11 protein-coding genes are annotated in these 12238 nt (G+C 46.6%); 3 read left to right on the top strand and 8 right to left on the bottom strand.

Translation table 11 applies throughout. The annotated features are described in order from the left end of the window. Nucleotides 1-115: 115 nt before the first annotated feature. The 3 genes from ANT_RS08860 (at nt 116) to ANT_RS08850 (ending at nt 2971) form a co-directional block, all read left to right on the top strand. Nucleotides 116-1318 carry a carbohydrate kinase family protein gene (locus tag ANT_RS08860; RefSeq protein WP_013560174.1) on the top strand — a complete coding sequence of 401 codons (1203 nt, stop codon included), beginning with the start codon at nt 116-118 and terminating at the stop codon, nt 1316-1318. A gap of 87 nt (nt 1319-1405) precedes the next feature. Beyond that, nucleotides 1406-1885: a pentapeptide repeat-containing protein gene (locus ANT_RS08855; RefSeq protein WP_013560173.1), complete on the top strand. Its 480-nt coding sequence runs from the start codon at nt 1406-1408 to the stop codon at nt 1883-1885. A 150-nt stretch (nt 1886-2035) separates the two neighbouring features. Next, nucleotides 2036-2971, top strand: a complete 936-nt coding sequence (locus ANT_RS08850) for a PAC2 family protein (protein WP_013560172.1) — start codon at nt 2036-2038, stop codon at nt 2969-2971. A 10-nt stretch (nt 2972-2981) separates the two neighbouring features. On the opposite strand, the gene ANT_RS08845 is transcribed toward ANT_RS08850, so the two are convergent. The 8 genes from ANT_RS08845 to ANT_RS16340 form a co-directional block, all read right to left on the bottom strand. After that, on the bottom strand, nt 2982-4505 hold the full coding sequence (locus ANT_RS08845) for a YifB family Mg chelatase-like AAA ATPase (protein WP_013560171.1): 1524 nt from the start codon (nt 4503-4505) through the stop codon (nt 2982-2984). A 144-nt stretch (nt 4506-4649) separates the two neighbouring features. Next, entirely contained in the window at nt 4650-5861 is a 1212-nt protein-coding gene (gene lhgO, locus ANT_RS08840) for an L-2-hydroxyglutarate oxidase (protein ID WP_013560170.1), read from the bottom strand. Between the two features lie 76 nt (nt 5862-5937). Beyond that, complete coding sequence (locus tag ANT_RS08835) at nt 5938-7191, bottom strand: iron-containing alcohol dehydrogenase (protein WP_041454865.1); 1254 nt, start codon at nt 7189-7191, stop codon at nt 5938-5940. A 220-nt stretch (nt 7192-7411) separates the two neighbouring features. Next, complete coding sequence (locus ANT_RS08830; RefSeq protein ID WP_013560168.1) at nt 7412-8665, bottom strand: MFS transporter; 1254 nt, start codon at nt 8663-8665, stop codon at nt 7412-7414. A 371-nt stretch (nt 8666-9036) separates the two neighbouring features. Beyond that, a complete protein-coding gene (locus ANT_RS08825) occupies nt 9037-10041 on the bottom strand; it encodes an SDR family oxidoreductase (protein WP_013560167.1) in 1005 nt (334 codons plus the stop codon). Then, the gene (locus ANT_RS16345) at nt 10038-10646 is read right to left on the bottom strand and encodes a TetR/AcrR family transcriptional regulator (protein WP_013560166.1); all 609 of its coding nucleotides are present in this window, start codon (nt 10644-10646) and stop codon (nt 10038-10040) included. The genes ANT_RS08825 and ANT_RS16345 overlap by 4 nt, the downstream gene beginning before the upstream one ends. 43 nt (nt 10647-10689) lie before the next feature. Further along, the gene (locus ANT_RS08815; RefSeq protein ID WP_013560165.1) at nt 10690-11280 is read right to left on the bottom strand and encodes an LOG family protein; all 591 of its coding nucleotides are present in this window, start codon (nt 11278-11280) and stop codon (nt 10690-10692) included. Nucleotide 11281: 1 nt separating this feature from the next. Beyond that, nucleotides 11282-12238: an SDR family oxidoreductase gene (locus ANT_RS16340; protein WP_013560164.1), complete on the bottom strand. Its 957-nt coding sequence runs from the start codon at nt 12236-12238 to the stop codon at nt 11282-11284.

The following is a 12238-nucleotide window of genomic DNA, read 5'->3' as shown; positions in this document are numbered from 1 at the left end:
AAGGCGCTTCTTTTCATTATCGCGGTGCATATTTCTTGAGTATTCAGCAAATTAGAGTGCCTTCTAAAAGAAATCCCCTATAATCAAAAAGAATTTATACCTCAGGGCTTGGCAAATGAACACAATTGAGAAGACTGTGGTTGTAGCGGGGCATATTTGCCTGGATATTTTTCCGGATATGACACACTTACCGCCCGGGCAGTTAATGAAACTCCTTCAGCCCGGACACTTGATTTTGACTAAAGGGGTAGCGTTGTGCACCGGTGGTCCTGTATCCAATACGGGCTTGTCTTTACATCTCTTGGGTGTTCCTGTTCACCTTATTGCCAGGATTGGGGATGATCCCTTTGGCTGGATTGTCCGTAAACTGGTAGAACAATACGGCGTTCAATTGGCACAGGGTTTGAGGGTAGAGAAGTATTCCTCCACTTCTTATTCCATCATCTTGAGTGCCCCTGAGGTTGATCGTATTTTCCTCCATTCTCCTGGGGCTAATGATGAATTTGGTATGGAGGATATAGATGAGTCGTGGCTTTCTCAGGCTAGTCTCTTCCATTTTGGATACCCTCCGGTGATGAAGCGCATGGTTCAGAATCGTGGGGAGGAATTAACGAAAATTTTCCGTGAAGTCAAATCCTTTGGACTGACCACGTCTCTGGATATGGCTTTACCGGATCCCCAATCCGAAGGAGGAAAGGTTGATTGGAGAGAAATTCTCGGGCGTCTTTTACCTTATGTGGATATCTTTTCGCCCAGTTTTGAAGAATTGCTTTTTATGTTGCATAGACAGGAATGGGAGGAGTTTTACCGCACCTCTTCCTCGGAAAACATACTTCGTATAGCAACACCAGAACGGATGAGCCTGTTGGGTGAGGAATTGGTTACATTGGGGGCAAAAATAGTCTTGCTCAAAATGGGGGATCAAGGAGTATATTTGAAAACTTCTTCAAACTGGTCCCCCATGGATTTTGGCAAAGTGCAGCCTGTGCCGTTTGATGAATGGCAAAACCGCGAAATTCGGGGCGCATGTTTCCAGGTCAACGTTATGGGAACCACTGGTGCCGGGGATGCTACGATTGCAGGTTTTCTTGCTGCCTTCTTAAGAGGATTTTCTCCGGTAGATGCCATGAACGCTGCTCTTGCAGTGGGAGCCTCCAATGTAGAGGCAGAGGATGCTCTCAGCGGGATTAGAGGCTGGAGTGAAACCCTTTCAAGGATCCAGGCTGGGTGGCAGAGAAGGGACCTGCTTTACCCGCTTTCTGGATGGATGGCGCTGCAGGATGGAATTTGGGAAAAGATTAATCAAGAAAAAAATTAACGATGTATATTTTAGGGGATAGCATATAATAAAGATGACTCTGGAGATATAGAATTCAAAATTGTGCTGTAACAGGAGAGTCACAAGATGGCAGAATTCTCAAGGTATGAAATTTATATTTTGCTCAACCAGCCCAAGCCTTTGTGGCTAAGCCATATTGACCTGAGCGGTATGGATTTGCGTGGGGTGATGCTTTCAGGAGCGACTTTGATTGGCGCCAATCTCTCTAATGTGGACTTGCGTGGGGCAGTGATGGTTGATGCTAACTTGGGCGGAGCCAATTTGAGGAATGCAGTCCTCATTGGAGCAGATTTAAGGCGGGCGCATCTTCGTGGGGCTGACTTGCGCGGGGCAGACCTGCGAGAAGCCAATCTGGCGGAAGCCGATTTATCAGAAGCCAACCTTACTGGTGCAAATCTTATTGATGCCAACCTTGGTGCGGTTGACTTAACCAATGCCAATCTAACCGATGCAGATCTAACCGGGACGAACGCCCCTGATCATCGTTTGTTGAGAGCCAAATCGCTGGCAGGAACGATCATGCCCGACGGACAAAAACACGATTAGTATTTTTGATAGGGCAACCTTTGAACCCCTGCTATATTGAGCAGGGGTCTTTTATTAAACTTAGATGATATTGCTCCTTCTTGGGTAGGAAAATTCCAGATAAAAATACAGATCTCTTAAGAAGTGTATACTTGAAGTGAGAGGTGGTGTATGGGAAATGAAGTTCAAATTTTAGTGGAGCCAGTACCTCAGGCTCAATACATGATCCTGGGGTGGCGTCAGTGGGCGGATGCCGGAGCAGTTTCTTCCGGGCTTCCGGTTTATTTAATTGAAAAGTATCAGGGGAAATTGGTGGCGCAAATCAATCCCCATGGATATTACCTTTTTCAAATCCCCGGTACTCATGACTTAATTAGACCGGTGATTCATTTTCATAATGGGTTTCCACAGAGTCTTGAGGTGCCAGAGAATCACTTTTTTCTCATAAACCGGGGAACAACCAGCATTCTGGTGTTTATTGGAGATGAACCTCATCTGAATGTTGAAGAATATGTGCAGGCAATTTTGAAAGTGGCAAAGTTATTCGGGGTGCAAAAGATGATAGGTTTAGGGGGCGTTTACGGCGAATTCCCTTACGATAAGGAACGGGACATCTCCGGTAGTTACAGTCTTCAGGAAATGCACCAAGAGGTGGAGGATTTGAGCCTGCGGCTGACTAATTACCATGGAGGAGTAAGTATTGGTTCTTACCTGTGCAAGCGTGCGGGGGATGAACACCTCCCTTATATTGGTATGTATGCAATGGTGCCTTATTATGACTTGTCTCCGTTACTGAATATTGAGCAAACGCTTCGGATTGAAAATGACTACATGGCATGGTTGGGAATTTTACGAAGAGTTAATTACCTTTTTAAGACCGATTTTGATGTTCTGGACCTGGCTCAAAAAAGTCGGAAGTTGATTCGGGAGGTTTCTCAAGAAATTCAGGAACTTTCCGGGCAGATGCCAGAAGCCGGGATTCAGGCATATTTCGAGAATCTTTCAAAGAATTTTAGGGAGAATCCTTTTATCCCCTTAGAGGATGTTTGGGAAGAGCACCTTCGGAAAATTCTCAAGAAAATGGAAGACGAGGGGGAAGAAGGGTAATTCTGCGCTCTCAAATGAATAAGTCTTTTGGGCGGTACTGCAGAGCTTCTGCCAGGTGTATGGGCTGAATCTCTTCACTGTCTGCCAGGTCTGCAATGGTCCGGGCAAGTTTTAAGATGCGATGATATGCCCTCGCGGAGAGATCCATTTGAACCATGGCGGTTTTCATCAAGTTGCTGGCCGCGCTATTTAATGTGCAGTACTTTCTAATTTCAGCAGGGCGCATCTCGGCGTTGCAGGAAGTGCCGTTGGATGCTTCAAATCGTTGTCGTTGAAGCCTTCGGGCTTTTTCCACTCGTTCTCGTACGCTTTCTACCGATTCCCCTGCGCGGCGGTCGCTTAATTTCTCGTAATCAATCCGTGGTACCGAGACAAAGATGTCAATTCGGTCCAGCAGGGGACCGGAAATTCTTTTTTGATACTTAACCACAGTGCCCGGCGAACATGTACAGGGTTTGACCGGATCTCCGTAATACCCGCAGGGGCAGGGATTCATGGCCGCCACTAGTTGGAAGTTGGCAGGAAAGGTTAAGGATCCTTGTGCACGGCTAATGGTGACGATTTTATCTTCCATGGGTTGGCGTAAAACTTCCAGGACTCTGGAACCAAATTCTGGAAGTTCATCCAAAAACAATACCCCGCGGTGTGCCAGGGAGATTTCACCGGGGTGGGGTTGATTCCCTCCTCCAACCAATCCCGCATGGCTGATGGTATGATGGGGTGCCCTGAAAGGACGCGAACGTATCAGTGGAATATCCTCAGGGAGTTGATCGGCAACGGAATAAATCCGGGTGACATCCAGAGCCTCATCAATGGTCATCTGTGGCAAAATTGCCGGCAGGGCTCTTGCCAGAAGGGTCTTTCCCGAGCCCGGTGGTCCAATCATCAGGAGATTATGTCCTCCAGCCGCCGCCACTTCTAAAGCCCGTTTGACATGTTCCTGCCCTTTGATCTCGCTGAAATCGGTGGCAACTTCAATAGGGATATTTTCTGGTTGGGTAGGAGGATGTGGAGGAATGCTGATGGTGTGTTTCAAATGAGCCACAAGTTCGGCCAGAGACTCTACAGGGATCACTTCAAGGTTAGGAAGTAAAGCGGCTTCCGCTGCATCGGCTTTGGGGACAAAAACGCGAGAAATGCCCTGTTCCCTGGCGACTGCTGCCATGGGAAGCACCCCGCGTACATGGCGTACGCTACCGTCTAACGAAAGTTCTCCAATGACCAAACTGCCTTCAAAGGCTTCAACAGGGATTTGTTCACTTGCTGCCAGGACCCCCAGAGCAATCGGCAAATCATAAGCCGGGCCCTCTTTGCGCACCGAGGCTGGAGCGAGGTTGACAGTGACTCTCTTTCGCGGGAAAAGTAACCCTGTGTTTTTAATGGCCGATTGTACCCGTTCGCGACTTTCCTGCACTGCGGTATCGGGCAATCCTACAATCACCATACCCGGTAGACCTGGACCAGTATCTACTTCTACTTCGACCAGTACCCCATCGAGTCCAATGACGGCACAGGAATATACCCGGGCGAGCATGGAATTAGTATAGGAAAAGAAAATCAAAAAGTCAAATCAAACCACAGGTTTATTCTTGTACACCCAGCTTTCTTAAGAAAGAGGGGAGAAAAAACTTTTCTCCCCTCAAAAAAGCAAAAGTCTCTTAATTTCTGGTTTCTTCAATCAATCCAGCGAAAAATTTTTGGATGCCATTTCAGCAATCGTTTTACCAATACTGATGGACGCTGTAGCTGCAGGAGAAGGGGCGTTGAGGACGTGAATCATTCTTTGACCTTCAGCGATACTGAAGTCGTCCAGCAGTTTACCTGAGGGATCCAGGGCTTGGGCGCGCACGCCTGCGCCAGAACGGTGCACATCTTCTTCCTGCAATTCGGGCAACAATCGCTGCAGGGCTTTGACAAAGGCTTTCTTGCTCAAAGAGCGGTAAAACTCTCCCACTGCTGTTTGCCAGTATTTGAACCCCATAATCCAGAAACCACGAAATGTCAAAAACTCCGACAAGTCTCTCAGTGAGATGTCTCCCATTTTATACCCTTCCCGCTTGAAGGCAAGCACAGCATTGGGACCGGCTTCCACACCTCCTTTTACCATGCGGGTGAAATGAACCCCGAGAAATGGAAAACGAGGATCGGGCACAGGGTAAATAAGATTTTTCACAAGGTGATGTTTTTCGGGTACCAGTTCATAATATTCTCCCCGAAAGGGGATAATTCGAACCACAGGGTTGACGCCACACATTCTTGCAACCCGATCAGAATATAAACCGGCGCAGTTGATCAGGTTTCTGCATACTACTTCCCCTTTGGGGGTGGAAAGAACAAATTCACTTCCTCGGTTCTGGAAACCGATCACACGCGCGCCGGTCCAAATTTCTCCGTCTCTCTCTTTTACAATTTTCGCATAGGCATTGGTCACTCCAATATAATCCACAATGCCCGTTTGTGGAACGAAAATGGCAGCAATTCCTGTTGCGTGGGGTTCGTAATCTTTGATTTCCTCTGCCCGTAATTTCTTCAAACCTGTCAGTCCGTTGGCAATCCCTCTTTCATAGAGACTGTCAAGACGCGGTAATTCTTCTTGTTCTGTAGCCACAATCAACTTTCCACAGTTTTCATGAGTAATTCCATGCTGAGCACAAAACTCATACATGGCGGTGCGTCCTTCTACGCAATTTTTGGCTTTTAACGAACCCGGTTTGTAGTAAATCCCTGAGTGAATTACGCCGCTATTATTCCCTGTTTGATGAGCCGCCAGACGATTTTCTGCTTCTAAAACGATGATGGATTGCTTGGGGTATTTTTGCGTGAGTGCCATAGCGGTGGCTAATCCAACGATGCCGCCCCCAATGATGGCAATATCAAACGTTTGAGACATAGGTGTATCTCCTGTGGAAAAGTCTTGATATGATTATACTCAAGATTAAAAACGAGAGCGATATTTTTACTCTTTATTATCGGGTTTGATAAAATACTCGCTTCAAAGCCTCTTCAGCAAGGTCCTCCAGCACCCCTAATTCCCATGCCAAATCGAGAATTGTGTACCGCGGGCGGTAAAAAGGTCCCTTAATCATGGCTTCGAGCACTTCCTCCTTGTTGCGCTGAATGGTTTGCAGGGACACAGGAAATCCCGCTTCGATAAAAGTACGTTTGACTTTTTCGAATGGCGTGAGATAGGGATCAAGAATCTCCCACAGGAATTGCCATTGCATTTTCACTCGTTGTACTCGATGGAGTATTTCTTCATCCTTTCGATATTTCTTTTCCAGAATCTGGTTAAAGCGTGTGGCAGCGTCTCCATACAGGCGTTGGTTTTCATCGACAAGTCTTCCAAAAGATTTACGGTGTTTGAGAATTTTTTCAGGTTGGAGGGAATGGGGATTTACGCTTCGGAAAGCCTCATAGAAGGCAAGCATGATTAGCGTTCCAATACCCACCTGCACCCCATGAAGGTTTTTGGGAAGTCCGCGGTGGTGGCTCAGAAAATCCCAAAAATGAGACAGAACATGTTCTGAGCCGGAGGAAGGCGATGTCTCACCGTTCAAAAGCGTCATGGAATAACCGGAGATAAGAATAGCATCAGCAAAGAGTTGAAATGCCAACAAATCGCGTTGAGTGATTTGGGATGCTACGGCAAATACATCGTTCTGATATTTTTCGGTGAGTTCGTAAGGGAAGGGGCAAAAATAGGTCCCGTGGAAAAAATTGGCAAGTCTCCAATCTGCATTGCATACTGCTCTCGCGGCTAAGTCTCCCCAACCAGCCCAAATCATTTCTTGAGGAGCATCTCTCAGGATGTTTACATCAAGCAGAACTGCCTTTGGGGGGGTAAGCAAATGGCTGATTTTTACTTCGCCTTCTGTAATGGTAGCCGTGATAGAAGTGTACGCATTCATAGAAGGGGCTGTGCCGATAAGGGCATACTCAAGGTGCGTTTGAGTCGCAACCCATTTGGTTAAGTCGCAAATAACCCCGGAACCAGCCCCAATCAGAAAACTTGCGGCTGAGGGGATTTGTTCCATGGCTTCATGGGCTAACTCAACACTGGTATCCAGCAGTACACCCGGTGATCCTATCCCAATTGGGTGAATAGAAAAGCCCTGGTTTTGTAATGGGGCAATGACTTTTTCTGCGATGAGAGGCTCAATCGCGCGGTCATAGAGAAGGGGAACGAGAGAGGAGCCGGCATGTCTTCTGAGGACATTCACGGCGTCCCCAACGAGAACCCCAGGCTCTGCGGCAGCGAACTCGATCGGTATAGTGTGCACTTTTCCGCAATATGGACAACCTAGAGAAGTATGGCACAAATCGGAAGGAGAGAGACTTTTATATGTTTCGGGATGGGTGAAGAATTTTGAAAGCATAAACCTGATTATAAAGCCAGATTTCCCCCTCATCTCACGTGAGTTGAGAGATGAGGGGGAAATTTTATCGGGTCGACTCAGGACTGAAAACGGTTTGCTTCTTCTGAGCCGATGTATAAAGAGGAAGCGCAGGAATGCTCAGGAGTGCCGTCAATAAAATAGCTAAACGCAGGGATCGATTACCCACAGCACCGATTCCCGGTCCCCCGACAACCTGTCCAAAGGCGTTGGCTTGTCCCACGATGGAGATAACGGTCGCTCGTGTGGTTGGGAGGATATTTTGCACCAGCCAGGCATTGTATAACGGGAAGATTAACGCTCCCATTACTCCTTTGACTAGAATGGCGGCTATTGCTGCATAAAAATTTCCTGTAAGTGCCAACATGACTACCATAGCAATACCCAAACTGTGCAAGAGGACAAGATATCGGGCCGCTAGTTGATAAGATTGGGATATAACCTCCAGTTTCTTTCTGAACATTGCGGTCGTGCTAAAGGATGCCAGTGACCCCGTGATGTTCAGGATGCCAAACCAAACAACCGGCTGAAGTGCTCCGATGGGGGGAATCTGAAAATTCTTTAACAAATGGGCACTGGAAAGACGATCATACCCTTCACTTGCGGCTCCGATAAAAAGTTCTACCAGCAGGAGGGCTAACAGGATGGGGGATTTGCCCACTGCTTTGACTCCCTCTTGAAAAGTTTGTATAAAAGACTGAAATGGGGTTTCCAAACTTTTTGATGACTTATAACGCGGGGTAAATTGTGTTTCTGGCATGGTAAAGAGGAGAAACACTGCCAGAAAGAGGTACATCAAACCGCCAATCACAATCGGCAGGTTTAATGCTACACTGGCAATGGCTACACTGATTGCAGAACCGATTAATCCCAAAATACGGTTGATTTGACCGCTTTCAATGTTAATCTTACCTACCAGGTCTTCCCCAATTTCGTCGGCAAGCCATGCTTCAGTAGCGCCACTGGTGAAGGTATATCCAAGTCCCCAAAGCACCTGACCGATGAAAACCGCCCACAATTCAGGAACTATTCCGACCAGGAGAAAGCCGCCAGCCATAATAAACCAGCCTGTAACAATGGAAACCTTTCGACCAATGGTGTCAGCAAGCACACCGGTGGGAATCTCAAATAGCAAGATAGCCCCCTCTAAAACAGTACCGACAAGAACCAGTTGTAGAGGGCTTAAGCCGATAATTTCTACGAAGTAAACCATGTTCACCGTGAACATAATGGTATCCGCCAGAGTATTTCCACCACTTAAGATCAGGTAAACCAGTCTTGCGGAGGTTTTTTTAATCATGAGCCTTATCTCCAATAATCCAAAGGCAACAGAATTCGAGGAGAGTGCTAAAACCTCTCCTTACCTTTATTTTTCTTGAGGTTGAACGCATATAAGCCTTTATCAAACTGAATCAAAAAGCATTGCTTCAGAGAGGCTCTGAAACCCGGAGATGATTTCTGCTCAGAGGAACGGAGGCAATAGATTATTTGATGCTTACAGGGGAAAACAGGAAACCAAATGCGCCAGCGCTTCTTCAGAGGCAGGAATCATAAAAAATGTGTAAAGAAGTTGTCATGGCGCACCTCGAAAGTCTTGACTTGCAAAACATAATAAACGAAAGGGTCCAAAAATGCAAGCAATTCAAGACTAAATCAAAATGGTACTAACTTTTATATTCGAACCGATTTACGCGTTTTTCGGAAATGTTCCAGCCACCATGCGATAGTGTCTCGCAAGGTCTCCGATAGTTTTCTTGGCGCATAACCCAACTCAGTTTTTGCCCGCTGGATACTGATTTGAGAGTTACTCAACAACGTTTCTATGGAGTAACGGGTGAACTTCGGGCGGGTATGCGTGACTTTGTAGTAAATTTCTGCCAGAGAGGCGAACCAAAACGCTATGGCTTTCGGAAATTCGAGTGCTGGAGCAAACAATCCGCGTATTTCCTTAACCAACGCTCGCAGTTGTGTAACAGAAATCTGTTCTCCCCCGAGAATGTACGTATGCCCTTTGATACCATAATCACGAGCCAGGATATGTCCTCTTGCTACATCGCGTACGTCCACAAAGTCAAAGCCACCCTTCACAATATAATCCAGTCTGGAGGTCATCCAGTTTAAAATCATCTCTCCTACCTCTGAACGACGGTAGTCGTAAGGTCCAATCACTCCTGTGGGGCAGACAATCACAGCATCCAATCCGTCCCTTTGGACGGCTTCCAGTACCAGAATAGAGGCTTCTGCTTTTGTACGATCGTAGGCGCCAGCCGGATTTTGTGGATCAAAAGGCAAGTCTTCTTGAATGAGGACTCCATGAGGCGGACGGGTAAGTGCATGGATAGAACTGGTGTATACCAAACGTCGTACCCCGGTCTGAAGAACGGCTTGAATCACGTTGCGGGTGCCTTCAACGTTCACTTTCCGCAGAATCGGTTCATGTTCTTCCAGTATAGAAACAAGTCCTGCCAGATGAAACACTGTGTCCACGCCCTGACAGGCTGAAATCAGTGAGGGGAGATCCAGAACATTCCCTTCAACAATTTCAATCGGTAAACCTTCCAGAGAACGAAGGTCTTCACCGGGTAAGACCAGGGCTCTCACGGGTTCACTACGGGAAACCAATTCCCTGACCAGTACGTTTCCCAAATGTCCTGTTGCGCCGGTAACCAGATTCATTTTTCGCCTCCTTTTTGAAGCGCCTCAAATAACCACTCAATGCTTTTTCCGGTAACCTGGCTCCAATTTTCTCCCTGTGGGTCGAAGAATGCTTGTAAAAGCATCCCTAATGCCAGAGCAAGGATGGTACGGGCGACTATTTGAGGGTCAATATCCTTTTTCAGAGAAAGATCCCCCTGAATTTCACTCTGTCGGATAAGTTGCGTGAAGCGTTCTACATAACGGTGATAGGGGGCAACGGTAGCTTGCCAGATTTCAGGTTGTCTGGTGGCTTGAATCCAGAATTCGAGGAAAATTCGTGCTCGGGTATTCGAAGCTGCAAAGATTGCGTCGGTGGATTTCGCAAGATCAATCAATCCCTCGGGAATGTTGGGATGACCACTGAGCGTTTTTTGTAATTGTTCATCCAGTTGTCTTAACCAGTCTTCCAGCAAAGCCAGAAATACCGCTTGCTTGGTGGGAAAATGATGGTAAAAGGCACCTTTGCTGACTCCACATGCTTCGCAAAGGTCGGCTACACCAGTGGCATCGTACCCTTTCTGGGCAAATAACGCCTCGGCTGCCTGTAAAATTTTTTGACGAGTTTCTTCACTTCGTTGTTGCATAGAAAAAGATACCGACCGGTTTGTTTATTTTTATTATATCACATTAACGCTCAACCCATCGGTTGAGATTATGCGGAATTTTGAACTGAGTGAGTTTCAAAATCAATTTCTGTGGATCTTCGTCTTCAACAAATAAATCCATATGTTCAGGGTAAATAAAACCTTCCTGTAAGGCATGAGAAATCCAGCGAAGGAGGGGGGAGTAATATCCGCTGGTGTTCAGTAACCCAATAGGCTTTTGATGAAGTCCAATTTGTGCCCAGGTCAGAGTTTCAAAAAATTCTTCCATTGTCCCAAAACCACCGGGCAGGCTGATAAAAGCATTAGCCAGACGGCTCATCTCGGCTTTCCGGGTGTGCATATCCGGGGTGATAATCAATTGCGACAGACCATCGTGTATCAAAGAGGGCTTGTTAAGGTGTTCCGGCACGACCCCAATCACCTTGCCTCCTGCCTTTAGAGCACCTTCTGCTACTGCACCCATCAAACCGGTTTTTCCACCTCCATAAACCAGGGTGATACCGCTTTGGGCAAGAATTTGCCCAGTTTGGTAGGCGGCTTCGAGGTAAGCGGGCTTAATGTGGTCTGCTGAACCGCTGTAAATACAGAGGAACTGAATAGAATTTTTCAACATGTTAAGTATCCTTTTTATAAATGTGTTTCATCAATTGGACTAAGCCAAACGTTAGAGCCCCAAATAATAGGATGTGCCAGGAATAGTCTGCAATTTTGCTGTTCAGCAAAAATTTTCGTATGGGAGTGACTGGATTTTGGGTTTCCTTTTTCCAACTAAACATCTGAGATAGGAAGAATTGGAAAAGTCTATCTGGAAGGTACCTTCTTCCTGTATCTAAGAATTTGGCATCCAGTCCAACCACTACTCGTAAAGGCGGATTTGGTTTTTGCAGGGTGTTGAGGATAGCGCAGGCAACCTGTTGAGGATGTCTGCCATGTTCAATGGCGTATTGTTGGAGAGCATAGGTGAAATGCCGTCTTGTTTGATACTCTGAAATGGGGTTAGGCGGCGTTTGGATGGATTGATCTATGGCGGTATGGAAATATCCCGGCTCAACCAGGGTCACATGGATATGAAATGGAGCCAGTTCTTTGGCAATGGTTTCAACATAACCCTCCAGAGCATGTTTACTGGCAGCATAGGCAGAGAAAAAAGGGGGGGCGCCAATCTTTCCTGCGATAGAGGAAAGTACAATAATTCTTCCCCCTTTTTGTGTTCGCATGAGTGGGGTGACACAGCGAATCATATTGACTGTGCCAAAGAAGTTGGTTTGGAATACTTTCCAGAGGTCTTCAGGGGTTAATTCTTCTCCAGCGGCTACAGGTCCCATGATGCCTGCATTGCATATCAGCACATCAAGTTGACCAAACTCTGATTTAATTCGATGAACACAGGTGCAAATCGACTCTTCAGAAGTAATATCCAGAGAAAAAACAGGAAAGGGAAAGGGGGGGAGTTTTTCTGGATGACGACTGGAACCGATGACCCTAAAACCTTTCTGGTGCAATAAAGAAGCTGTTTCAAGCCCTATTCCAGAAGATACACCTGTGATGAAAACAACTGTTTTTTCACTCAT

It is taken from the genome of Anaerolinea thermophila UNI-1 (genome assembly GCF_000199675.1).
Lineage (GTDB): Bacteria > Chloroflexota > Anaerolineae > Anaerolineales > Anaerolineaceae > Anaerolinea > Anaerolinea thermophila.
Note: the sequence above shows the minus strand (reverse complement) of the source record. Positions and strands in the feature narration are given on the sequence as shown.

Coding starts and splice junctions, on each gene's coding strand:
- ANT_RS08860 (WP_013560174.1), top strand. CDS start 116: ATGAACACAATTGAGAAGACTGTGGTTGTAGCGGGGCATATTTGCCTG.
- ANT_RS08855 (WP_013560173.1), top strand. CDS start 1,406: ATGGCAGAATTCTCAAGGTATGAAATTTATATTTTGCTCAACCAGCCC.
- ANT_RS08850 (WP_013560172.1), top strand. CDS start 2,036: ATGGGAAATGAAGTTCAAATTTTAGTGGAGCCAGTACCTCAGGCTCAA.
- ANT_RS08845 (WP_013560171.1), bottom strand. CDS start 4,505: ATGCTCGCCCGGGTATATTCCTGTGCCGTCATTGGACTCGATGGGGTA.
- lhgO (WP_013560170.1), bottom strand. CDS start 5,861: ATGTCTCAAACGTTTGATATTGCCATCATTGGGGGCGGCATCGTTGGA.
- ANT_RS08830 (WP_013560168.1), bottom strand. CDS start 8,665: ATGATTAAAAAAACCTCCGCAAGACTGGTTTACCTGATCTTAAGTGGT.
- ANT_RS08825 (WP_013560167.1), bottom strand. CDS start 10,041: ATGAATCTGGTTACCGGCGCAACAGGACATTTGGGAAACGTACTGGTC.
- ANT_RS16345 (WP_013560166.1), bottom strand. CDS start 10,646: ATGCAACAACGAAGTGAAGAAACTCGTCAAAAAATTTTACAGGCAGCC.
- ANT_RS08815 (WP_013560165.1), bottom strand. CDS start 11,280: ATGTTGAAAAATTCTATTCAGTTCCTCTGTATTTACAGCGGTTCAGCA.
- ANT_RS16340 (WP_013560164.1), bottom strand. CDS start 12,238: ATGAGTGAAAAAACAGTTGTTTTCATCACAGGTGTATCTTCTGGAATA.